This window comes from Pseudogulbenkiania sp. NH8B (assembly GCF_000283535.1).
In the GTDB taxonomy this organism is placed as follows: Bacteria; Pseudomonadota; Gammaproteobacteria; order Burkholderiales; family Chromobacteriaceae; genus Pseudogulbenkiania; species Pseudogulbenkiania ferrooxidans.
In genome coordinates this window covers 3,369,620-3,393,443 of record NC_016002.1, presented here as the reverse complement: position 1 = coordinate 3,393,443, position 23,824 = coordinate 3,369,620, and the positions used below count along the sequence as shown (strand labels likewise).

Below are 23,824 nucleotides of genomic sequence, written 5' to 3'. Positions count from 1 at the left end.
ATGCTGCTAGTGAACCTGCGTACCGGTACCAAGTTGCTGCTGGCCTTCGCCGTGGTGACGGGGAGTTTTGTCGGCCTGCTGTATCTGGCGCAGGACAGCATCCGACAGAGCCATGAACAGGGCCAGGCGATCGCACAGCTCGACCGCGACATCGCCGACGTCAAGGACCTGCGGATCAACGTCAATACCATGCGCGCGGAGACGATGGAGGCGCTGATACGCGGCGACCGCGAACTGGGCGGCCTCGAGCGCGATTTCAGGAGTCGCACCGAGGAGGACCGGGCCACGCTGGCGCGCTTGCAGCTCCGTGCCGCCGCCTCTCCGGATCTGGCTCCGCTGATCGCGGAAATCCATCAACAATGGCTGACCTACGTGGGGAGTTTTGACCAGCAGCTCATGCCGCGCATGAAGGACGGCCGGCTGGAGGAGGCGCGCCGGCTGGTCGTCGGGGCGCAGAACGAGCGGGTGGATACGTTCCGCCAGCTGGCGCGGCGCCTCGACATGGTGATCGCGCGCGAACAGCAGCGGCTCACCGACAGGAGCCGCGCGCTGGTGGTGCGTCAGCAGCAGCTGTTCCTGTCGGTGGGGGGCGGATTGCTATTGTTGACGGCGCTGCTGGCGTGGCTGCTGACGCGCAGCATTGCCCGGCCGTTGCGGCAATTGACCCGCTACGCCGAGCAGATCAGCGTCGGGGAGCTGCCCGGGCAGATCGACTTCACCGCGCGCCACGACGAGGTGGGGCAACTGGGCCAGTCTTTTGCCCGCATGGCCGGCTACCTGCAACAGTTGGCAAACCAGGCGGAACGGCTGGCGGCGGGCGAACTGGGCGGCGAGGTGCGGCCGTGCTCCGAGCACGACCTGCTCGGCCAGTCCTTCGCCCGCATGGTGGCCAATCTGCGCACCCTGGTGCAGGAAATGCACGAGGGCATCGCGGTGCTGGCGGCGGCGAGCGAGGACATTCTCAGCGTGGCGAGCCAGGTGGCGGTGGGGGCTCAGGAAACCGCCACGGCGGTGACCGAGATCGCCACCACGGTGGAGGAAGTGAAACAGACCGCCGTGATGGCCAACAGCCGGGCGCGCCAGGTGACCGAGGCGGCGGCGCATACCCGCGAGGTGGCGCAGCAGGGGAGCGAGGCGGTGCAAGAGAGCCTGGACAGCATGGCGCAGATTCGCCGCCAGGTCAGCGCGGTGGCCGAGAGCATCATGCGCCTGGGCGAGCAGAGCCAGACCATCGGCGAGATCGTCGCCACGGTCAACGACCTGGCGGAGCAATCGAACCTGCTGGGGGTGAACGCCTCGATCGAGGCGGTCAAGGCGGGGGACGTCGGCAAGGGGTTCTCGGTGGTGGCGCAGGAGGTCAAGGCGCTGGCCGAGCAGTCCAAGCAGGCCACGGCGCAGGTGCGGGCCATTCTCGGCGACGTGCAGCGGGCGATGACCAAGGCGGTGCTGGCGGCGGAACAAAGCGGCAAGGCAGTCGAGGCCGGGTTCGCGCGTTCGCAGTTCAGCGGCGAGGCGATCCATATCCTGACCGACAGTATCGATACCTCGAACGACGTGGCGCTGCAGATCTCCGCCACCAGCCAGCAGCAGCTGATCGGCATGGACCAGGTGGCCAGCGCCATCGGCAACATCCGCCAGGCGAGCCAGGACAACGTGGCGGGTACCCGGCAGGTCGACCAGGCGGCGCGCAACCTGCATCAACTGGGGCTTCGGCTGCAGCAGCAGGCCAGCCTGTTCAAGTTGTGATGCGCCATGGCCATCGATCGTGAAGCCCTGCGCCAGCGCCTGCTGAGCAGCTTCCGCGAGGAGGCGGCGGAGCGTCTGGGCGTGCTGGAGCACGAACTGCGGCGTTGGCAGCAGGCGCCGCCGCAGCAGGAATCGCTCGAGACGGTGTTTCGCGAAGTGCACAGCCTGAAAGGGGCGGCGCGCGCGGTCGGGCTGACCGAGCTGGAGCGCCTGAGCCATGCCTGGGAGACGCTGCTGTCGGCGTTGCAGCGCGGGCAGCTGGCGTTTCAGCCGCTGCTGAGCGACGTCTCGCGCGATGTGCTGCGCCTGTTGCAGCGCGCCCACGCCGGTGAAACGTTGGCCGAAGCGCAGTACGGCGAGCTGTGCCGGGCCCTGGAGGCGGTGGCCGCGGGGGAACCGCCGCCGCCGCGCTCGCCCCTGCCGCTGATGAGCGTGGCGCCGCCGGCCGAAGCGCCGCGGAGCGTCAGCGACAGCGTGCGGGTGCCGGTGCATTTGCTGGACGCCTTGCTGTACCACGGCGAGGAGCTGACCCAGAGCAAACTCGAGGCGCAGGCCCTGCGCCAGCAGCTGCGTGCGGCGCAGCAGGATTTCCAGGCGCTGAAGCAGCGCCGCACCTCGCTCGCGTCGCTGCTGCGGCTGCTGCGGGAGAACCTGGCCGACGGCGTGGCGCCCGCGGCGGACACGCTGCAGGGCCTGCTCGACTACCTGGATTGGAATCAGGACCAACTCGACCGCTTGCACTTCAACAGCAACCAGCAGGCGCGTGCCGGCACGCATCTGGCGGCCGGCCTCGCCAGCCTGAGCGACGGTTTCACCCAGGGCCTGCAGGAGGTGTTGCAGCTGCCTTGCCAGATCCTGCTGGACGGTTTGCCGCCGCTGGTCGACGACCTGGCGCGCCAAACCGGCAAGCGGGTGCGGCTGGTGCTGCCGGACACCGCCTTGCAGGTGGACAAGCGCATTCTGGATGAGCTGCGCACGCCGCTGCAGCACCTGCTGCGCAACGCCATCGACCACGGCATCGAAGTGCCGGCGGCGCGCCTGTCGGCCGGCAAGGCGGAGAGCGGCACCCTGACGCTGGACATCCGGCAGGAGCCGGGCAGCCGTTTCGTGCTGCGGCTGCAGGACGATGGCGGCGGTATCGACGCCGCGCGGGTGAAGGCCAAGGCGGTGGAGCTGGGCCTGCTCGCGGCCGACGAGGCCCGGCAACTGGACGAGGCGCAGGCCCTGTCCTACATCTTCGAGTCTGGGCTATCGACCAGCCGGCTGCTGACCGATCTGTCCGGGCGCGGGCTGGGGCTCGCCATCGTGCGCGAGGCGGTGGAAAAGCTGGGCGGGCGCATCAGCGTGCACTCCGAGCCCGGCCGCGGCTGCGAGTTCTGCCTGCGCCTGCCACTCAGCCGCTCGTCGTTCCGCGCGGTGCTGGTGCGGGTTGGCGAGCGCCTGTTTGGCATGCCGGTGCAGGCGGTGGAGCGCACCCTGCGGATGCCGCGTGCGGCACTGCGGCGCGTGGAGAACAAGGTCACGCTCAGTCTCGACGGGCAGGTGCTGCCGCTGTGGTCGCTGGCCGAAGTGCTGGGGCTGGAGCCGGCCGGCGAGGGCGGGGCAGAGGTGCCGCTGCTGCTGCTGGGCGCGGAGGGGATGCGCTATCTGCTGCAGGTCGACGAGTTGCTGGGGGACCAGGAAATCACGCTGAAGTCGCTGGGGGCGCAGCTCAAGCGGGTGCGCAACCTGCTCGGCGCCACGGTGTTGGGCGATGGCACGCTGGTGCCGGTGCTGCACCCGCAGGATTTGCAGCGCAGCGCGCTGTCTTGTGCCGGCACGGCCTTCGCCGTCACGCCGCCCGAGCGTCGCGTGGCGCGGCCGCGCATCCTGGTGGCGGAAGACTCGTTCACCTCGCGCGGCCTGCTGAAGGCGTTGCTGGAAAGTGCCGGCTACGAGGTGCAGACCGCCAACGACGGGCTGGACGCCTGGAACGCCCTCAAGCAGGCGCAGTTTGACCTGCTGGTGTCGGATATCGAGATGCCGCGCCTGGACGGTTTCGCCCTGACCAGCAAGATCCGCGCCGACCGCGCCCTGACCGAGCTGCCCGTGGTGTTGGTCACCGCCTTGCAGTCGGCCGAAGACCGGGCGCACGGGCTGGATGTCGGCGCCAACGCCTACCTGGTGAAAAGCGGGCTGGAGCAGGACACGCTGCTCGAGGCGGTGAAGCGCCTGCTCTGAGCGGGGCGCTAAGAGGCTGTTGGGGAGAGTCCCATGCGCGTAATGGTCATCGACGATTCCAGCGTGGCGCGCCAGTTGCTGCGCAGCCTGCTCGAGAGCGAAGGCTACGACGTGGTCGAGGCCGGCTCCGGCCTGCAGGCGCTGGAACTCGTCCCCCGGGTGCAGCCGGACCTGGTCACCATGGATGTCCACATGCCCGGCATGGACGGCTTCGACACCACCCGGCGGCTGCTCGAGGTCTATGCGGTGCCGGTGGTCATCGTCACCGCCAGCGCCAACACCAAGGAGGCCGGGACGGTCATCCGGGCACTCGCCGCCGGGGCGCTGGCCGTGGTGGAAAAGCCGCGCGGGCCGCTGCACCCGCAGTTCGACCCGCACGCCGCGCAACTGATCCAGACGCTGCAGCGGGTGCAGACGCTCACGGTGCGCTCGCCGCCGCCCCGGTCGGGGCCGACCGGGGCCGACCCGGTGCGCTGGGACAAGCCGATCCGGCTTGTCGCCATCGGAGCTTCGGCCGGCGGCCCCGCCGCGCTGAAGGTGTTGCTGGGCGGCCTGGACCCGCCCTGTCCGTGGCCGATCCTGCTGGTGCAGCACATCGCCGGCGGCTTTCTCGACAGCCTGCGCGACTGGCTCAGCCTGCAGTCGACGCTGCCGGTCCACATCGCCCGGCCGGGCGAGCCGCTGCAGCCCGGCCATCTGTACCTGTCGCCGGAGGCACACCATCTGGCGGTGAGCCGCGATTTGCGCTTCAGGCTGGCACGTTGCGAGCCGCAGGATACGGCCTGCCCGTCGATCTCCCATCTGTTCGACGGACTGGCCGACGAACTGCAGGGGGAGGTGCTTGCCATCCTGCTGTCCGGCATGGGGTGCGACGGCGTGGCGGCGCTGGCCCGCCTCAAGGCCAAGGGGGCGCTCACCCTGGTGCAGCAGCCCGACAGCGCGGTGGTGAGCGGCATGCCCGCCGCCGCGATCGAACTGTCGGCGGCGTGCCGCGTGCAGTCGCCGGAAACCATGGCATTGACGCTCAACGGCCTGATGCGGCATGCCTGAACCATTGCTGATCGAGAGGCAGTCCATGTTGCAGGGAACCGACATTCTGATCGTCGAAGACAGCGCGACCCAGGCGCTCCAGTTGCAGGCCCTGCTCGAAGGGCACGGCTGCCGGGTGCGGGTGGCGCGTGACGGCTACCAGGCCTTGCGCGAGGTCGCCGGACAGCCCCCCACCATCATGATCAGCGACATCATGATGCCGGGGATGGACGGCTACGAGCTGTGCAGCCAGCTCAAGGCGGACCCGGCCACGGCCATGATCCCCATCATCCTGGTCACCACCTTGTCGGACCCGCGCGACGTCATGCGCGGCCTGAGCTGTGGCGCCGACAACTTCATCCTCAAGCCCTACGACGAAAAATACCTGCTGTCGCGCATCCATTACTTCCTGGCCAACCAGGCCCTGCGCCAGCCCGAGCGCGCGGCCGTCGGCATGGCGGTGATGCTGGAGGGCGAGCGCCACTTCATCACCTCGGCCCGTCAGCAAATCCTCGACCTGCTGATCTCGACCTACGAGCAGAGCATCCAGCTCAACCAGGACCTGCAGGCCAAGCATGCCGAACTGTCGCGCTCGCACGCCCTCTTGGACGGCCTGTTCCGCTTTTCGGCCGCCATGTCCGCGGCGCAGACCGAGCATGACGTGATCGGGCGGGCGCTGGAGGAGGTGCTGGCCTTCCCGGACGGCGCCGCCGCCTGGCTGTTGCTGGCCGACACGCAGGCCCTCGCCGAACCGATGCAGCTGGCGGGGTGGAATGGCCGGCTGGACGAGCCCGCCTTGCGCCGCGCCATCGCGGACGGCTGTCCCTGCCTTTACGCCGGCCGCCAGGAGGAGTTGCGGCAGGCGTTCAACATCGCGCAATGCCCGGCCCTGTGCGGCGCCGGGGAAGGGCACTGGCACGCCTGCAGCCCGCTGCTGCTGGGGGACGAGGTGATCGGGGTGCTCAACGTGCTGCGGGCCGGCTGCGTGCCGTGGGACGAGCCGGCGCTGGACGCCTTCACCATGATCGGCCGGCAGCTGGCGGTGGCGCTGGCCCGGGCCCGGATGTTCGAGAGCCTGGAGTCGTTGGTAGCCGAGCGCACCCGTGCCCTGAGTAGCGAAATGGGCGAGCGCGCGCGTGCCGAGGCGGCCTTGCGCCAGAGCGAGGCGCTGTTGCACAAGGTGCTGGAGACGCTGCCGGTCGGGGTCTGGGTGACCGACGAGAAGGGGGGAATCCTGCTGCACAATTCCGAGGGGGAGCGCATCTGGGGGGCCAACCCGGGTAGCGAGCCGCAACGACGCTGGTATGGCCCGCAGGGTCAGCAGATTGCCGCCGACGACGGCGAGCTGCTGCGCACCATCCGCCACGACGGCACCGTGCACAACCCGGTGCGCCAGATCCTGTCGTTCGACGGCGCGGCGCGCACCGTGCTCGACGCCGAGGTGCCGTTGACCGACGACGACGATCAGGTCCGGGGCGGCATTCTGGTCGAGCAGGACATCACGGCGCAGCAGGTGATCGACCTGGAACTGCGCGTTCGCCAGCGCGCCATCGAGGCCAGCGTCAACGCGGTGCTGATCACCGACAACCGCCGTCCGGACAACCCCATCATCTACGTCAACCCGGCCTTCGAGCGCATCACCGGCTACGCGCGTGCGGCGGTGATCGGCCGCAACTGCCGCTTCCTGCAGGGCCGTGACACGGCCCAGCCGGAGCTGACGGCGATCCGCCGCGCGCTGGAGAACCGGCACGAAGGCAAGGCGCTGCTGCGCAACTACCGCAAGGACGGCTCGATGTTCTGGAACGAGCTGCGGGTGGCGCCGGTGCGGGACAGCCAGGGCGAGGTCAGCCATTACATCGGCGTGCTCAACGACGTGACCGAGGCCAAGCGCTATCAGGAGGAGCTGGAACGCCAGGCCAACTTCGACACCCTGACCGGCCTGCCCAACCGCAACCTGCTGCAGGACCGGCTGGGCCAGGGCATCGCCGTGGCCAGGAGCAAGGACGAGCGTTTCGCCGTGGCGCTGCTCGACCTGGACAACTTCAAGTACGTCAACGACAGCCTGGGGCATACCCTGGGCGACGCGCTGCTGATCGAGGTGGCGCGGCGTATCGAGAGCAGCGTGCCGGCGCTGGCGACGGTGTCGCGGCTGGGCGGGGACGACTTCGTGCTGCTGCTGCCAGGGGTGAAGACCGCCGAGCAGCTGGACCTCGCGCTCAAAAAGGTCACCGACCAGCTGAACCAGCCGGTCGAGCTCAGCGGCACGGAGCTGTTCCTCTCCGCCAGCATCGGCTGCTGCTTCTACCCGGACGACGGCAGCAGCGTCGACGAACTCCTGAGCAACGCCGACACCGCTATGTACCAGGCCAAGGCGCTTGGCAAGAGCCAGGTGCGTTGCTTCGCGCTGCACATGAACGACCGGGTGCAGCGGCGGGTGGAACTGGAGGGCGCCTTGCGCCGGGCCATCGCGCAGGACGAGTTGACGATGTACTACCAGCCGCAGCTGGACCTGCAGAGCGGCCGGCTGTGCGGCTTCGAGGCGCTGTTGCGCTGGCGCCGGGGGGAGCGGCTGATCTCCCCGCTCGAGTTCATCCCCATCGCCGAGGAAACCGGGCTGATCCGCGAGATCGACCGCTACGTGATCCGCGCGGTGTTCCTCCAGGTCGAGGAATGGCGCGCCGAGGGGCTGGACCCCGGCGAGGTGGCGATCAACATCTCCGCCCTGAGCCTGCAGGAAGCCGGCATCGTGCCCTATATCGCGGCCGAGATGGCCAGCCGCCGCCTGCCCCCTGACGCCATCAAGCTCGAGGTCACCGAGAGCCTGCTGATGAAGAACGTCGATACCGCGCAGCAGGTGATGTCCGAGCTCAAGGCGCTGCACCTGAAGTGGTCGATCGACGATTTCGGCACCGGCTACTCGGCCTTGAGCTACCTGCGCCGCTATCCCTTCGACCAGCTCAAGATCGACAAGAGCTTCATCGACGACGTCAACGTCAACCCGGAAAACGCCTCGGTGACGCGCGCCATCATCAGCATGGCGCGTTCGCTGCGCATCGCCGTCATCGCCGAGGGGGTGGAGAACCGCGAGCAGCTGGGGTTCCTGGTCGAGGCCGGCTGCGACCAGATCCAGGGCTACTACTATTCGCCGCCGCTGACGGCCGAGGCGTGCCGGCCGTGGCTGATCCACCGCGGGCCGCCCGGCCCGGACCAGGCTTCGGCCAACCCTGCACGCCGCCACGCCGACAACGACACGCCCACCGGCTGACGCTGTCGCCGTGGCCGTGGCGAGCTGCTTGAGGCGCCCGCTCCGCCTTCGCTTCCACGCTTTGCCCCGTGCCCGCCAGCGATCCGGCCATGACGCGTTTTCATCCGGCCGGACGGGGTGGCGGCATCGCCGGGCACATGACCGCGACGGGAAGGGAACAATCGCGATGCAGGCCAGTCCCGTCATATCGATGCCGTGGCGCCCTCCCGATCAAGCGGGCGCATCACGCCGGCCAGCCACCCTTTCCGAGCGCTTTATCGTCTGGGCGAATGGCGGGTAGGCGCTGAAATCGACCGGGCAGGCTGTCATAATGACAATGAAAACAACAAGGGGTTATGCCGTGAGCGAACGTGAGCAGGACAAGGGCGTGATGAGGCGCCGCCGCTGGCCGTACTGGGTCGGCGGCGGCGCGCTGGCATTGGTGGCGGCGAGCTGGGGGGCGCTGGCCTGGGTGGTGCCCGATGTGGCGCGCAACGCCGCCGCCGACTGGGCGCAGGGCAAGGGCCAGAAGCTCAGCATCGGCACGATGAAGATCGAACCGTGGTCGATGAAGGTGGAGCTGGGCGATGTGCGCCTGGCCGAGGGCAACGGTGCGCCGCTGTTTGCCGCCCGGCGCCTGGTGCTGGATGCCGAGCCGACCGCGCTGTTCATCGGCCGCTGGCGCGCCGCGCTGTTCCAGCTTGACAAGCCGCAGTGGTTCGTCGAGCGCAATGCGCAGGGCGAATGGAACTGGGCGCGCTTCATCAAAGCGGTGAGCGGTCCGGCCAAGCCCGCCGCCGAGAGCACGGGCGAGTTGCCCAAGCTGGTGCTGGACCTGCTGCAGCTCGACGGCGGCGAAGTGCGCATGGTCGATCGCTTCGGCGGCGAAACGCGCTCGTTCGAGCTCAAGCCGGTCAACCTGACGCTGAAGGAACTGAGCACGCTGCCGGTCGACGGCGGCTACACCCTGACCGCCGCGCTCGGCGACGGCGCGCAGCTGGCCTGGAAAGGCAACGTGCGGCTGCAGCCCTTGCAGTCGTCCGGCGAGGCCAAGCTCGACAAGCTGACCCTGGCCAGCGTCTGGCCCTACGTACAGCCGTTCTTCCGCACCGCCGCGCCGCAGGGCGAGCTGGCCGCCAGCGCGCGCTACCAGTTCGACCTGAGCGGCAAGACGCCGCAGCTCAAGGTGGCGCCGTTCAACGCCACGCTCGGCCAGTTGCGTCTCGCCGCCCCCGGCGGCGGCAGCGCGCTGGCACTGAAGCAACTGGCGCTGGAAGGCGGCCGCTTCGACCTGGCCAGCTCCAGCGTCGACATCACCCGACTGCGCCTGGCCGACGGCGAACTCTCCGCCCAGCGCAACGCTGCCGGGCAGCTCGACTGGCTCGCCGCGCTGCCGCCCGCCAAGCCCGAGACGGCGCCGGCCCCGCCGTCGCCATGGCGGGTCAAGGTCGGCGAAATCCGTGCCGAGAACTGGCGCTACCGTTTCGGCGACGCCGGCTTCGTCCGTCCGCTCCAGGCGCAGGCCGCCATGCCGCTGCTCAGCGCTCAACTGGCCGTCGGCCCCAAGGACGGCGTGGTGCTGAGCAAGCTCGGCACGCAGCTCGCGGACATCGGTGTTGGCGCGGCCGGCAGCGCCCCCGTCATCCGGCTCGCCTCGGCGGCGTTGGCCGACAGCGAGCTGCGGCTGGCCAGGCACGAGGTGCGGCTGGGGGCGCTGACGCTGGGCGGGCTGGAGGCCGACGTCGAGCGCAATCGCCAGGGCGAGATCAACCTGCAGCAAGTGTTCGCCAAGTCTTCGGCCAACCCTGCGGTCAAGCCGGCCGCCGCCGCGGGCGACGCTCCCGGCTGGCAGCTGCACTACCCGACGGTGACGCTGGAAAACGGCCGCCTCAACTGGCTCGACCAGACCCTGCCGCGCCCGCTGCGCGCCACGCTGAGCGAGCTCGCCGTCAACGCCGCGCCGCAGGACTCGGGCGCGCTGGCGCTGGACGTGGACAGCCGGCTGGAGTCCGGGCGGCTGGCGGCCAAGCTGACGCTCGCGCCGGATGGCGCCGCGCTGGGCGGCAAGATCACCGCCAGCGCCGTTCCGCTGGCGCCGTTCGCCCCGTACGCGCTGAGCGGCACCGTGCTGAAACTGGCCGGCGGCACCCTTTCGGCCAACCTCGATGTCGACGCCGGCAGCAAGGGCTGGAAGGTGGGCGGGCAGGGGGCGCTGAACCGGTTCTCGCTGCTCGAGCCCAACAACCGCCAGCCGTTGCTGGCCTGGCGCCAGCTGGCGCTCAACGGCCTCAGCGCCAGCAGCGGCACGCCGCTCAAGGTGCAGCTGCGCGAGGTGCGCCTGAGCGACCCGGTGGCGCGGCTGATCCTCAACCAGCAGCGCCAGCTCAACGTCAGCAACCTGCTGGCCGGCAAGCCCGCCGCGGCGGCTCCTGCCCCGGTCCCCACCGCCACGCCGGCGGCCCCGACCGCGCCGGCCAGGGTCGAGGTCAAGGCGAAGAAACCCGCCGCGACGGGCGCGCCGCAGGTGGAAGTGCGCACGGTGCACGTGCAGGGCGGCGACATCGAGTTCGCCGACCTCGGCATGAAGCCCAGCTTCGCCACGCGCATCCATAACCTGCGCGGCTTGATCCAGGGCTTGTCGAGCCAGCCGGGACGGCGCGGCACGGTGACGCTGGACGGCGACGTCGACCAGTACGGCGACGTGCGCGTGCGCGGCGCGCTGGCGCCGCAGGCCGTGACCGACGACGCCGACATCACGCTGGCGTTCCGCAACATCCCGCTCACCAGCCTCAACCCGTATTCGATGAACTTCGCCGGCTGGAAGGTCAACGACGGCCGGCTGTCGGTCGACCTGCGCTACCTGCTCGACAAGCGCCAGCTCAAGGCCGAGAACCGCGTCGTGATCGACTCGATCCAGCTCGGCGAAGAAGTGCAGGAGCCCGGCGTGACGCGCCTGCCGCTGCGCCTGGCCGTGGCCTTGCTGGAAGACAGCGACGGCCGCATCGACCTCGACCTGCCGATCAGCGGCAGCCTCGACGACCCGCAGTTCAGCTACGGTCGCGTGGTGTGGAAGGCCTTCGTCAACGTCATCACCAAGATCGTCACCGCGCCGTTCAGGGCGCTGGGGGCGCTGATGGGCGGCGAGGGCTTCGACGAGGTGCGCTTCGTCGCCGGCGAGGCCAACGTGGCGCCGCCCGAGCGCGAAAAGCTCGACAAGCTCGCCGCCGTGCTGGTGAAGCGCCCGCGCATGACGCTGGTGCTGGCGGGCACCTACGACCCGGCGGTAGAAACGCACGAGCTGGCGCGCGCGCGCATCGACCGCGCCATCCTGCAGGCCGCCGGCCACAAGCTGGAAGCGGGCGAGCCGCTGCCGCTGCCCGACCTCGACGACCCCGCAGTGCAGTCGGCGGTGAAATCGGTCTTCGCACAGCGCATCGGCCGGCTTAAACTGGTGCAGCGGCTGCTTTCGCTGCCGGACAACGTGGCGCGCTACAAGACGCTGCGCGAGCAGCTGATCGCTGCCGAGCCGGTCTCCGAAACCGAGCTCAAGGCGCTGGCCCAGGCCCGCGTCACGGCGGCGCGCCAGGCCATGCTCAAGACCGACCCGACGTTGGCCGAAAGGCTGACGCTGGGCGAGGCGAAGCGGGTCAAGGCCGACGGCGACGGGGTGGCCCTGGCCATCGCGCTCGGCAGCCGCTGAGCGTCGGCGAACGATCGGCGGTACGCCGCGTCGTTGGCGCAGGATGGGTTGCGCAGCACTTCACCCATCCTGCGGAACGCCGTTCCCGCGTCCGACGGGATGGCGCGCTCGCAACGATTTCTTGTCCTCGCTCCAGCTACCGAGGGAGCTTGACCAACATCAACGCCCGGCCGCGCTGGATAGCGTGAAATGCCGGTTTTGCCGCACCGAATGCCAGTTAGGGAGGGGGAGTAGTGAAACAGGAAAACGTGGCCGCCATGAGCGAACAGGCCATCTCGCGTGAAGTGCTGCTGGAGAAATACGCCAAGGGCGACGAACAGAGCGTCGCCGACGTGCGCCGCCGCGTGGCGCGCGCGCTGTCCGGCATCGAGGCCGAACCCGCGCGTTACGAGGCGGCGTTCTTCGACGCGCTGCAGCGTGGCTTCATCCCCGGCGGGCGCATCAACTCGGCCGCCGGCACCGAACTCAAGGCGACGCTGATCAACTGCTTCGTGCAGCCGGTGGGCGACGCCGTCAGCGAGAGCGAGGGCGGCAAGGTCGGCATCTACGAGGCGCTGCTGCAAGCCGCCGAAACCATGCGCCGCGGCGGCGGCGTCGGCTACAACTTCAGCCGCATCCGTCCCAAGGGCGCGCGCGTCAAGGGCACCCACAGCCGTGCTTCCGGCCCGGTGTCGTACATGCGCGTGTTCGACCGCAGCTGCGAAACGGTGGAATCAGCCGGTTCGCGGCGCGGCGCGCAGATGGGCGTGCTCAACATCGAACACCCCGACGTCGAGGACTTCATCCACGCCAAGGACCAGGGCGACCTGAAGAACTTCAACATCTCGGTCGGCGTCTCCGACGCCTTCATGCAGGCGGTCGAGGCCGACGGGCCGTGGCAGTTGGTGCACACCGTCGAGCCGGCCAGCGACGCTTTCCCCGAGGCCTTCCGCCGCGACGACGGTCTGTGGGTGTACCGCACCGTGCGCGCCCGCGAGCTGTGGCGCCAGATCATGGAATCCACCTACGACCACGCCGAGCCGGGGGTGCTGTTCCTCAGCCAGATCAACCGCGACAACAACCTCAGCTACTGCGAAGTCATCGAGTCGACCAACCCCTGCGGCGAACAGCCGCTACCCGACTACGGCTGCTGCGACCTGGGCTCGATCAACCTCGCCGCCTTCGTCGAGCACCCCTTCACGCGCCGCGCCCGCTTCGACTTCAAGGCCTTCGAGACCGTGGTGCGCAGCGCCATCCGCATGCTCGACAACGTGCTCGACCTCACCGTCTGGCCGCTGCCCGAGCAACAACGCGAGGCGCAGGCCAAGCGCCGCGTCGGCCTCGGCTTCACCGGCCTGGGCGACGCGCTGATCCTGCTGCAGATCGCCTACAACAGCCCGCAGGGGCGGCAGATGGCGGCCAAGTTCGCCGAGACCATGCGCGACGCCGCCTACGACGCCTCGGTCGATCTCGCCATCGAGAAGGGAGCGTTCCCGCTGTTCGAGGCCGACAACTATCTGGCCGAACCGCACTGCGCCAGCCGCCTGCCCGAGGCGATCAAGGCACGCATCCGCCAGCACGGCATCCGCAACTCGCACCTGCTCTCCATCGCCCCCACCGGCACCATCTCGCTGGCCTTCGCCGACAATGCCTCCAACGGCATCGAACCGCCGTTCTCGTGGTATTACACCCGCAAGAAGCGCATGGCCGACGGCTCGCAGCAGGAATACCGCGTCGAAGACCACGCCTACCGCCTGTACCGCCTGAACGGCGGCGACGTCGAGAAACTGCCGCCGTACTTCGTCTCGGCGCTGGAAATGAGCGCGCTCGACCACATGCAGATGGTGGCCGCGGTGGCGCCGTACATCGACACCGCCATCTCCAAGACCGTCAACGTCCCGGCCGACTACCCCTTCGACGAGTTCGAGCACCTCTACCTCGAAGCCTGGAAGGCCGGCCTCAAGGGCATCACCACCTACCGCCCCAACAGCGTGCTGGGCTCGGTGCTGTCGGTCGAACCGGCCCAGGCCGCGCCGCAGGACCTCCTGGCGAGCCAGGAAGGTGATCCGGACCGCCGCATCGCGCTGGTCAGCACCCCGAGCCCGGCGCTGGCCAGCCTGAAGTGGCCGCACCGCCCGCGCCTGAAGGGCGGCAACCCGTCGTGGACCTACATGATCGAGCACGACGACGGCGCCTTCGCCGTGTTCGTCGGCCATGTCGAAAACGGCCACACCCAGCCCTTCGAATGCTGGGTCAACGGCAATGAACAGCCGCGCGGCCTCGGCGCCCTGGCCAAAACGCTGTCGATGGACATGCGCTGCCGCGACAAGGCCTGGCTCGCGCTCAAGCTCGACGCCCTGGCGCACACCATGGGCGACCGGCGCTACACCCTGGAACTGGGCGAGCGCACGCTGCATGCCAGCTCCGCCGCCGCCGTGCTGGGCCAGGTGGTGCGCCACCGCGTCGAGCAGCTCGGCGCGCTCGACATGCACGCCGACGACACCTCCCCGGTGATGGACGCGCTGTTCGCCAAGAAAGAACCCAAGACCGGCACCGACGGCACCATGAGCTGGTCGGTGGACGTCAGCAACCCGCAAACCGGCGACGACTTCGTGCTGTTCCTGAAAGAGCTGGTGCTGCCCGACGGCCAGCGCCGCCCGTTCTCGATGTGGCTCGCCGGCAGCTACCCGCGCGAGCTGGATGGCCTGTGCAAGATGCTGAGCCTCGACATGCGCGTGATCGATCCGGCCTGGATCGGCATGAAACTGCGCAAGCTGCTCAACTACGCCGAACCGCAAGGCGACTTCTTCGCCCGCGTGCCCGGCAGCGACAAATCGCAAAGCTGGCCCTCCACCGTCGCCTACGTCGCGCGCCTGCTGATCCACCGCTTCGCCATGCTGGGCTTGCTCACCGAAGACGGCGTGCCGGTGGAGAACATGGGCGTGATGGTGCCGGAGCAGGGCGACCTGTTCGACAGCGTGCAAATGGAAACCGTCGCCCCGGTCGCCGGCAAGCCCTGCCCGGAATGCGGCCACCACGCGCTGATCAAGAAGGACGGCTGCGAGTTCTGCACCGCCTGCGGCCATATCGGGGCGTGCGGGTGAGGTTGCGAGCAGCCTGGGTGCACGGCTAGTGTGAGTGACAGCATAAGCTGCGACTTTGCCACCATAAGCTGCGACTAAACATCTCTTTGCTTCCGATGTAGTTTTATAACAATGCCCTACGATCTTTTGATCGTGGGGCATTTTCTTGTTGGCGATGGATTTTCCGCGTGAAAAAGCTCGGCAATCCAAAGTATGAGCCGGGCTGATTGAAAGTTTACCTACTGACACTGGAGAGGATGCAGGGGCCAAGGTTCGAAGTATTGACAGCGACGAGCATCAGGCTCTGTACCTCAACGTGTGGTTTCACTCGTGGGATAAGGTACCGCACATACTCAACCATGAACCGTAGCTCAAGGTTTGGGTCTCCACGGGATCTGTCCGAATCTACCTAGCTGCCGTAGTAATCGGTACAACGTGGAAAACTTGCGGAATCTGATCAAGTCCGTAACTCAGATGTAAGTGACCGTATAAGCTGCTGTGTTGATCGAAGAGAATTAAGTCTGTCACGAGGCAATTAAGTCTGTTACGCCATTGGCATGTTCAGCGTTGTCTTTAGCTACAAAACAAGAGGCCCTCCTGGGCCTCTTGTCGTATGTGGAGATCTAAGCTTGATCAGCAGAAGGTGCAAAGTCCATTAGGCCGGATTGGCCGACGTAGCATGTCATCCTATCTGCACTGAGCGTCTGCTCAGCCACATACCAGCCATATCTCTATTTCCGGCACTGAACGTCTGCTTTCTGCCCATATGAACGCGGACTCTCGACCCTTATGGAAAGAATTACATAAGGGTCGAAAGTGAGTGTTCCTCAAGTTAGCAAGCCGACCTTCAGTTACGGTGCAAGGGAAACGGCCGGTATGTGATCCTGAACGGACGCTCAGGGTAGATAGGGTTGAAGACCGTGCGCATAGCCTGTCCGGCAGGTTTTTGAGTGCTGCAGCCGCTCCAGGCAACAGCTCATTGACAGGTCCTCGGCCAGAACAGACGTTCGACTCTTGTTCATCAATAGTCTGGTTTGCGCTGCCTAGCAGACAGTGAGTCGAGCCATGAAAAACTGAGACACAAAGACAGTTGTTGCACCAAATCAAAAGCTTTCATGGTATGCAAAAAGCATTGATGCCTTTCTTTATGCCTTGGATCGGGTCCTAGGCAACGGCTTTGTCAGTGGATACGTACCTCTGCTAAATTGAACCGAATATCAGTTCTGACACCACACTATAGCTTTGCTCCAGGCGCTTCCCAGAAGGCAGTAATCACATCTTTGACTTTACGCACGTCAATGATGTTGTTCGAGGAATTGGCGCCTTGATCGGCTTGCTGGAATCTGGCGTGCAGCCATCCCCTCCCGTGCATCTGGTCTCAGGGCATCCGACTTCTCTGGGTGAACTCGCAGCGATTTGTTGTCGGCTGGCAAAGAGCGACGCAGCCGTCGTTGAGGCGGCGCCGAGGTCTTATGACGTCGGCCGGTTCTATGGAGACCCAGCGAGAGCGAGGGAGCTTCTTGGTTGGGCATCTGAAATACCTTTGGAAGCAGGCCTGAGGCGTCTCATTGATGACTTCAAGCAGGACCTCGCATTGCACAGCGTAGCGGAGGTATCTGTATGAAAATTCTGAAAGTGATTCACGGTTATCCAATGCGCTACAACGCCGGTTCTGAGGTCTACAGCCATGGGATGCTAACAACCCGGCAGTTGTGAAAGCATGGCAAGATATTTCTGCTGAATACGCGAAAGGTGTTTCTGGGACTGTGCGAGCCGTGATTGGGCAGAGCTTGAGAGCTGGTAATGTGTGGGAAACGGCAGAGTTGCCCGCGTTAATGAGGAATCCAAGAGTGGATAAGATCATCACTATTGACCCCGCCACAGGAGTTCAAAAAGTGATATTTCAGAGGGCTAAACCATGATTTTAGATATCACGCGAGGGCATATAAAAGTTAAAATCGGTGGAAAAACAGTTACTCTTCAAGGAGAGATGTTTTTCCCAGGGAATGACAAAATGGGTTTTGTTTTATATAGAAATTCCATAAAGAATTGGGATGAGCCAAATCAGGATCTCCCAATTACTCCTGATGAAGTTGATGCGATTATGGATGATATCCGGAATGACTTTGCTAAGGGAGGGCATACATTTGCAGTAGAGTGAAAATAACTATGCGGCAATGGCATATAATCGATTTGTGTGATGAGATCCCCACTTCAGCGGTAGAGGTTCCAAGAGATGTTCACGTTGAGAGTCCGACATATGGGGGTAAGAACACCCCAGTACAATGGAACAGGGCCGCAAGGATGGGCAGGCGTGAGAATTGACTCCTCTCAAATAACGGGTAGAAGCTTGGACCTCGTAATACCCAATGCTGGTTCCTCCGCCCAAAAGCAAGTTATTAATCAGGCGGTTCAAGATGGTGTGTCGAAGGGGGTAAAAGTAAACGTGATCATCCATCCATAATTCGTATGTGGGAGCGAAATGAAGTCTGCGTATGCTCTTCTGAGGAAGGGAAAAATTTTTATCCAGAGCTATTTAAAGTCAACTTCTGGGTTATGGATTGCTTCTGGACCTGTTTACGTTTCAGATGAAGACCATTTGGATGATCTTGGGGCTAATGTTCGGGATGCCTTAGCTCACTCGACAATTCCAATGCGGCGCGGTCTGATGCGGCTGGCCCCCACGCATAAACTATACTTTGACCTTCCTTACCCAGTTCAAGTGCTGCGGTAACAAGCTTGCCCAACCGCACTTCATCGTCATCGCTTGGGTATCAGCCACTTACCTCCATCCTCTACCGTTAGTGGCTAGAGTCCAAAGTCGATATCGACATGTTTTGTTGAATATTTTTTATTTTAAATCATATGGTTATGTTTTTTGTGGGCAAAATGCTCTTTCTCATGGGGAAAATCGCAACTTATGCGTAAATTGCAGGAGAAAATCGCAGCTTTTGCCGGCAATTGATTGCAGCTTATGCTGGTGAGGCTGTTTGTAAGTTATTGATTTTAATTGATGCCTAGTCGCAGCTTATGCTGTCACCCACAGCTAGTGAGTGACAGCATGGGCTGTGACTAAACGCCCCCACGTCACTGCTGTCGATGTCTCAACTTCATGCCCTGCGGTCTTTGATCGCGGGGCATTCTTATTTTGCCCAGCGCTACGCCTAATGCGCCTGCGGAGCGAAAAGCGGACCGGCTCGGCCGATCTTGACCGAGGTGCCGGGGTAGGCGGTGGTCGCCGTCGATCACGGACGCGGCTTTACGTGACGATCGCTTGGCCATGCGGCATGTTGTCATGCCGAGCCGGCGCTGATTGGCCGCGGCCAATCAATAATCGAAGGCGATGACCCCGGCCTTGAAGGGGCGGGTCTTGCGGAGGAGTTGTTTGTCGCGGATGAACCGGAGGACGGTCTTGATGGTTTCGTCGCGACTGCCGTCGGCAGACAGGATGAAAGTCAGGTTCCGCTGACAGACCATCGGCAGACTGCACACCTTCACCTCCGGCGGTTCGGGAAAAATGGACAGCCGGGGCAGAATCGAAAAGCCGAGGCCTTCCGCGACCAGCCCGACGATTCCGCTTTCATTCGCCTGCTTGCGCACCGGAACATGGGTGAAGCCGTTGGCCCGGCACTGGTCGACGACCCACTGCATTCCTTGAGCCGAGAGCTGGATAAAGGGAAGAGGCGCCAATTGGTTCCAGTCCAGCGGATGGGCAATCTTCATGGATGACGGCAAGACCAGGACGTAGTCGTCATGCACGAAGGGAAGGCTGATCAGGCCGTTGTCCGCAGTCATCCGGATGACCCCGATATCGGCCAGCCCTTGCTTCACATGGGACACGATTTCCTGGTAATCGGGAAAGCCATCGTCCACCTCGACGTGAATCTGCGGGTATTCCCGGGACAGCGCCTCCAGCGCTGGCGGAATCAAGTAGGTTCCTGCGCTGCGAAAGCAGGCGATGCGGACCTTGCCCGCCAATGACCGGGCATGCCGGACCGATTCCACCATGCTCTGCCCGATATGGAGCATTTGCCTGGCCTTGGCCACGACCTGATATCCGGCTTCGGTCAGGGTGCAGCCCACTCTGGAACGATGCAAAAGCCTGGTTCCCAGGCTGGTCTCCAGCTCGGAAATGGCATGGCTGATGCGGGACTGGGTGCAGTCCAGCTCAGCGGCTGCGGCACTGAATCCGCCACAATCGACCACCGCGACCAACATCTCCAACTGGCTGAGTTTGATTTTCAGCATGCGTACCTTGCGCCTGGCTCCGGCTGTTCAACTTCCATCGAAATTTATCATACATGAAAGCGAGTTATCGGCATTTTCGGTATCGCTTCCGATGCCGGAGTCGGGATGATGGATGCTGGTTGAACGGTCATCGACACGGCTTAAAGGACGCTAATGTGAACGCACTGACGACACTCGCTACCGTACTGGGCATCTACCTCCCTGTCATCGTCACCCCGGGACCGAATTTCCTGGTGGTCACCCAAACGGCGATTTCCTCATCGCGCGAGCAGAGCATCCACACCGCGCTGGGGGTGGCCTTGGGGAGCACCATCATGGCCTGCCTGGCGGTCACCGGGATGAACTTCCTGTTGCAGCGGTTTCCGCAGATACAGTTCATCATCCATGTGGCGGGAGGCAGCTACCTGCTGTATCTGGCCGGCAAAGTGTGGCGCGAAGGCGGCAAATCCGGTGCGGAGTCGCACCGGGCGATAGCGCACAACAGCGGCCGGTCATTCCGTCGCGGCCTGGCAACCAACCTGACCAATCCCAAGGCATTAGCCTTTTTTTCGACCATCTTTGCCACGGTACTGACCCCGAGCTCTCCCGTCTGGCTGAAGGTGGTCTGCGTGGTGACAATCGGCCTCGCCTCGACGTCCTGGCATCTGTTTCTTGCCACTCTCTTTGCCTCGAAACGCATTCAAAAGCAGTACAGCGACTTCCAGGGGGGAATTCATGTCATCGCCGCGGCCGTATTGGCCCTCTTCGGCGCCGGTTTGCTGATCCTCTGAATGATGGCACCCCTCTTTGCCGCCGTGCCGGAGCGCGAGGCGGAGGCCCTCGTGTTTCTTCCCCGGAATCAGCGTGCGCAGTTGGGGCGGCGCCATGTTGCCCGGCATGCGTCTCGGGGTGATATGGCCCGGCATCGGCTACAGTCAAAGCGGGGAGCGGCGGCGACAGCCCGGCTGCCGGCAAAAGGTATCGCCGTCATGGGGTTGGCGCTGCCAACGAGGAGACATCACAACCATGTTGAGACGAGTCATTCTGGCCGCGCTGCTGGGGTCGGCCGCAGCGAGCGTGTCCGCACAGGCCCGGGAGTGCATCGAGGTGGTGTCCGCCGGTGGCGGTTATGCCTTCTGGCAGGCAGTCGGCGAGGGTGCGAATCAGGCCGGGAAGGAGCTGGGCATCGACATCTACTTCCGCGGCCCGTCCAAGGAAGAAGACCGCGACGCCCAGGAGACTATCGCCAACATGATGTGGGATCTGCATTGCCAGGCGCTGGTGATGGCGCCCAACGCGCCGGAGCGGGCGCGCCTGGTCGAGCGGCTCAAGGCTCAGGGCATCCCCACCGTGTACATCGACCGCGATACCGGCGGGGCCGACGTCGCGGCGGTGGTGGCAACCAATAATCTTCGGGCCGGCCAGCTGGCCGGGGAGGAAATGGCGCGGGCGTTGGGCAAGAGAAAACGCGTGGCGGTGTTGCGGGAGCGCGCCGACGTGGTGTCGACCGAAGAGCGCGCCCGCGGCTTCATCGAGGCGGCCACCCGTGCCGGACTGAAGGTGGTGCGCAGTGCCTACATCGGCACCTCGGTGGGGGATTCACGGGTCGAGGCGGAAAAAGTGTTGACGGCACTGCGCGGCAAGATCGACGGCGTGTTTACCCCCAACGAGTCGACCACCCTGGGGGCGGTGATCCAGCTGAAGAAGATGGGACTGGCCGGGAAAGTGCTGCATATCGGCTTCGACAGCAACCAGTATCTCGCCAGCTCGGTGCGCCTGGGCGATCTCTACGGGCTGGTCGTGCAGCGCCCGCGCGCGATGGGCTACCAGGGCGTGTCCCTGGCTTACCGCAAAGCGCAGGGCCAGACGATCGAGGCGCGCAACGTCGATACCGGGGTGGTGTTCGTGACCAAGGGCAATATCGATCAGCCGGACATCGCCAAGGCGTTGTACTGAGGAGACGGCGGCGCGCTTGCGCCGCCTCGGTCGCCGGGCCGCTGCGGTGCGCCTTGTGACCCTTCCTGCGCACGGTTGGCTGACCGGCGGGGCGGCCGTGCGGTTGGACGGCAGCGCATCAGACCAGCCAGCGCCCCAGCGTGGCGGTGGCGATGGTCAGGAAGCCCAGCCAGAGGTTGATGCCCACCGCCTTGCGGATGCGGCCCAGCGCGTCGCCGCCGGCTTTCCATTCTTCCGCGGCCACGGCGCGTTTGAGCTCGGCATAGGGGCCGAAGAACACGTAGAGGTAGATCGCGATCATGGCGAGCCCGACCATCAGCATCAGGTGCCAGTTGAGCGGGGCGGCATCGAAACCGACGCGGGCGATCATGGCGAGCCCGCTCACCGGGATCAAAATGACCGCGCCCCACACCCAGACGAAGAAGCGCGCGAACACGCGCTGCCACAGCCGCAGCCGGTGCGGCGGGTCGAGCAACTCGGCCGCGCTCGGGCGCAGGCAGACGTAGGCGAAGAACATGCCGCCGACCCACAGGGCGACGCTGGCGAGGTGCAGGAAGCGGAACAGCGGTTCGGGAGTCATGACGTCGGTTCGATCTCGAATGGATGGGGATGCTGTCATTCTATACGGCCCGGCCACCCTCTGCCTCGCCTGCCAGCGCCGGCCGATTCTGGCAGAATGGCGGGTCCATCCGCCTGAGGTTTCTTCGTGGTCAGTTCGTCCCTGCGCGTGCTGTCGCTCATCCCGCCGATGACGCAGCTCAATACCCCGTATCCGTCCACCGCCTACATCACCGGCTTCCTGCGTTCGCGCGGGGTGCCCGCGGTGCAGGAGGACCTGGCGCTGGCGCTGGTGTTGCGGCTGTTTTCCGTGGAAGGGCTGCAGGCGATCCGCGAACGCATCGACGCCATTCCGCCGAAGAAGCGCAGTGCCCAGGTGCACGCTTTCGTCGAGCAGTTCGAGCGCTATCTCGCCACCATCACGCCCACCATGGCCTTCCTGCAGGGGCGCGACTCCACCGTCAGCCACCGCATCTGTAGCCGCCATTTCCTGCCGGAAGGGGCGCGCTTCGCCTCGCTGGAGGTGTACGTCGATCCGGACGATCCCTACGGCGGCGATCCGCTGGCCTGGGCCTTCGGCGCCTTGGGGCAGCAGGACCGCGCGCGCCATCTCGCCACGCTCTACCTGAACGATATCTCCGACGTGCTGCGCGAGGCGGTCGACGCGCGTTTCGAGTTCGTGCGCTACGCCGAGTCGCTGGCGATGAGCCAGCCCACCTTCGAGCCGCTGGCCAAGGCGCTGGCCGCCAAGCCCTCGCTGGTGGACGACACCTTGCAGGCGCTCACGCTCGACGCCATCGAGCGCCACCAGCCCGAGCTGGTGCTGCTGTCGGTGCCGTTCCCGGGCTCGGTGTACGCGGCGTTCCGTATCGCGCAAACCATCAAGGCACGTTGGCCGAACATCAAGACCGCGCTGGGCGGCGGTTTCGTCAACACCGAGCTGCGCGAGCTGAAAGAACCGCGCGTGTTCGATTTCTTCGACTTCGTCACGCTGGACGACGGCGAAAAGCCGATCCTGGCGCTGCTCGAGCACCTGCAGGGCCAGCGTTCCACCTCGCGCCTGGTGCGCACCTTCGTACGCGAGGAGGGCCAGGTACGTTACGTCAACCTGATGGAAGCCGACATCCCGTTCGAGGAGGTCGGCACGCCGACCTGGGACGGCCTGCCGATCGAGCGCTACCTGTCGCTCTTGGACATGCTCAACCCGATGCACCGGCTGTGGAGCGACGGGCGCTGGAACAAGCTGACGGTGGCGCACGGCTGCTACTGGAAGAAGTGCAGCTTCTGCGACGTCACGCTGGACTACATCTCGCGCTACGAGACCGCCTCGGCTGAAACGCTGGTGGACCGCATCGAGGCGATCATCGCCGAGACCGGTCAGACCGGCTTTCACTTCGTCGACGAGGCCGCGCCACCCAAGATGCTGCGCGCGCTGGCCGAAGAACTGTTGCGGCGTAACGTGTCGATTTCGTGGTGGGGCAATATCCGCTTCGAGAAATCCTTCACCCCGGAACTGTGCCAGCTGTTGGCCGAATCCGGCTGCATCGCCATCTCGGGCGGGCTGGAGGTGGCGTCGGACCGGCTGCTCAAGCTGATGAAGAAGGGCGTGTCGGTGGAGCAGGTGGCGCGGGTGACGCAGGGCTTCACCGAGGCCGGCATTCTGGTGCACGCCTACCTGATGTACGGCTTCCCGACCCAGACGGTGCAGGACACGGTGGACGCGCTGGAATACGTGCGCCAGCTGTTCGACAACGGCTGCATCCAGTCCGGCTTCTTCCACCGCTTCGCCTGCACGGTGCATTCTCCGGTGGGGCAGAATCCCGAAGAGTACGGCGTGACGTTACAGCCTTTGCCGCCGGTGAGCTTCGCCAAGAACGACGTCGGCTTCATCGACCCGACCGGGGTCGATCACGACGCCATGGGCGAGGCCTTGAACAAGGCGCTGTACAACTACATGCACGGCATCGCGCTGGACGAGGACGTGCGGCGCTGGTTCTACGGCCGGGTGCCGCGCCCGCGGGTGCCGCGCAACTTCATCGAGCGGGCGCTGGCCGCGCGCTGACGGCTGAACCGACGTGCCGG

13 protein-coding genes are annotated in these 23,824 nt (G+C 65.5%); 11 read left to right on the top strand and 2 right to left on the bottom strand.

Translation table 11 applies throughout. The features are described 5' to 3' along the window. From NH8B_RS15565 to NH8B_RS21405, 8 genes are all read left to right on the top strand, one after another. Complete coding sequence (locus NH8B_RS15565; protein WP_014088125.1) at window positions 1–1,746, top strand: methyl-accepting chemotaxis protein; 1,746 nt, start codon at window positions 1–3, stop codon at window positions 1,744–1,746. Between the two features lie 6 nt (window positions 1,747–1,752). Next, window positions 1,753–3,966, top strand: coding sequence for a hybrid sensor histidine kinase/response regulator (locus tag NH8B_RS15560; protein ID WP_014088124.1), 2,214 nt, complete (start codon window positions 1,753–1,755; stop codon window positions 3,964–3,966). Window positions 3,967–3,999: 33 nt separating this feature from the next. Beyond that, window positions 4,000–5,016 carry a chemotaxis protein CheB gene (locus tag NH8B_RS15555; protein WP_014088123.1) on the top strand — a complete coding sequence of 339 codons (1,017 nt, stop codon included), beginning with the start codon at window positions 4,000–4,002 and terminating at the stop codon, window positions 5,014–5,016. Between the two features lie 25 nt (window positions 5,017–5,041). Continuing rightward, entirely contained in the window at window positions 5,042–8,260 is a 3,219-nt protein-coding gene (locus tag NH8B_RS15550) for an EAL domain-containing protein (protein WP_014088122.1), read from the top strand. Window positions 8,261–8,600: 340 nt separating this feature from the next. Continuing rightward, a complete protein-coding gene (locus tag NH8B_RS15545) occupies window positions 8,601–11,939 on the top strand; it encodes a DUF748 domain-containing protein (protein WP_014088121.1) in 3,339 nt (1,112 codons plus the stop codon). A 233-nt stretch (window positions 11,940–12,172) separates the two neighbouring features. Then, complete coding sequence (locus NH8B_RS15540; RefSeq protein ID WP_014088120.1) at window positions 12,173–15,022, top strand: adenosylcobalamin-dependent ribonucleoside-diphosphate reductase; 2,850 nt, start codon at window positions 12,173–12,175, stop codon at window positions 15,020–15,022. A 1,897-nt stretch (window positions 15,023–16,919) separates the two neighbouring features. Next, window positions 16,920–17,162 carry an Imm74 family immunity protein gene (locus tag NH8B_RS20555; protein ID WP_014088119.1) on the top strand — a complete coding sequence of 81 codons (243 nt, stop codon included), beginning with the start codon at window positions 16,920–16,922 and terminating at the stop codon, window positions 17,160–17,162. Between the two features lie 75 nt (window positions 17,163–17,237). Next, window positions 17,238–17,465, top strand: coding sequence for an endonuclease toxin domain-containing protein (locus tag NH8B_RS21405; RefSeq protein ID WP_369751170.1), 228 nt, complete (start codon window positions 17,238–17,240; stop codon window positions 17,463–17,465). A gap of 863 nt (window positions 17,466–18,328) precedes the next feature. On the opposite strand, the gene NH8B_RS15535 is transcribed toward NH8B_RS21405, so the two are convergent. Then, window positions 18,329–19,249 carry a LysR family transcriptional regulator gene (locus NH8B_RS15535; protein WP_014088118.1) on the bottom strand — a complete coding sequence of 307 codons (921 nt, stop codon included), beginning with the start codon at window positions 19,247–19,249 and terminating at the stop codon, window positions 18,329–18,331. Between the two features lie 155 nt (window positions 19,250–19,404). Here NH8B_RS15535 and NH8B_RS15530 point away from each other — a divergent pair, with 155 nt between their 5' ends. Continuing rightward, window positions 19,405–20,019, top strand: a complete 615-nt coding sequence (locus NH8B_RS15530) for a LysE family translocator (RefSeq protein ID WP_014088117.1) — start codon at window positions 19,405–19,407, stop codon at window positions 20,017–20,019. 235 nt (window positions 20,020–20,254) lie between these two features. Next, window positions 20,255–21,184, top strand: coding sequence for an ABC transporter substrate-binding protein (locus NH8B_RS15525; RefSeq protein WP_014088116.1), 930 nt, complete (start codon window positions 20,255–20,257; stop codon window positions 21,182–21,184). Window positions 21,185–21,302: 118 nt separating this feature from the next. On the opposite strand, the gene NH8B_RS15520 is transcribed toward NH8B_RS15525, so the two are convergent. Beyond that, window positions 21,303–21,764 carry a CopD family protein gene (locus NH8B_RS15520; protein ID WP_014088115.1) on the bottom strand — a complete coding sequence of 154 codons (462 nt, stop codon included), beginning with the start codon at window positions 21,762–21,764 and terminating at the stop codon, window positions 21,303–21,305. A gap of 126 nt (window positions 21,765–21,890) precedes the next feature. Here NH8B_RS15520 and NH8B_RS15515 point away from each other — a divergent pair, with 126 nt between their 5' ends. Continuing rightward, complete coding sequence (locus tag NH8B_RS15515) at window positions 21,891–23,804, top strand: B12-binding domain-containing radical SAM protein (RefSeq protein WP_014088114.1); 1,914 nt, start codon at window positions 21,891–21,893, stop codon at window positions 23,802–23,804. The last annotated feature ends 20 nt before the right edge of the window (window positions 23,805–23,824 follow it).

Coding starts and splice junctions, on each gene's coding strand:
- NH8B_RS15525 (WP_014088116.1), top strand. CDS start 20,255: ATGTTGAGACGAGTCATTCTGGCCGCGCTGCTGGGGTCGGCCGCAGCG.
- NH8B_RS15535 (WP_014088118.1), bottom strand. CDS start 19,249: ATGCTGAAAATCAAACTCAGCCAGTTGGAGATGTTGGTCGCGGTGGTC.
- NH8B_RS15550 (WP_014088122.1), top strand. CDS start 5,042: ATGTTGCAGGGAACCGACATTCTGATCGTCGAAGACAGCGCGACCCAG.
- NH8B_RS20555 (WP_014088119.1), top strand. CDS start 16,920: ATGATTTTAGATATCACGCGAGGGCATATAAAAGTTAAAATCGGTGGA.
- NH8B_RS15565 (WP_014088125.1), top strand. CDS start 1: ATGCTGCTAGTGAACCTGCGTACCGGTACCAAGTTGCTGCTGGCCTTC.
- NH8B_RS15560 (WP_014088124.1), top strand. CDS start 1,753: ATGGCCATCGATCGTGAAGCCCTGCGCCAGCGCCTGCTGAGCAGCTTC.
- NH8B_RS15520 (WP_014088115.1), bottom strand. CDS start 21,764: ATGACTCCCGAACCGCTGTTCCGCTTCCTGCACCTCGCCAGCGTCGCC.
- NH8B_RS15555 (WP_014088123.1), top strand. CDS start 4,000: ATGCGCGTAATGGTCATCGACGATTCCAGCGTGGCGCGCCAGTTGCTG.
- NH8B_RS21405 (WP_369751170.1), top strand. CDS start 17,238: ATGTTCACGTTGAGAGTCCGACATATGGGGGTAAGAACACCCCAGTAC.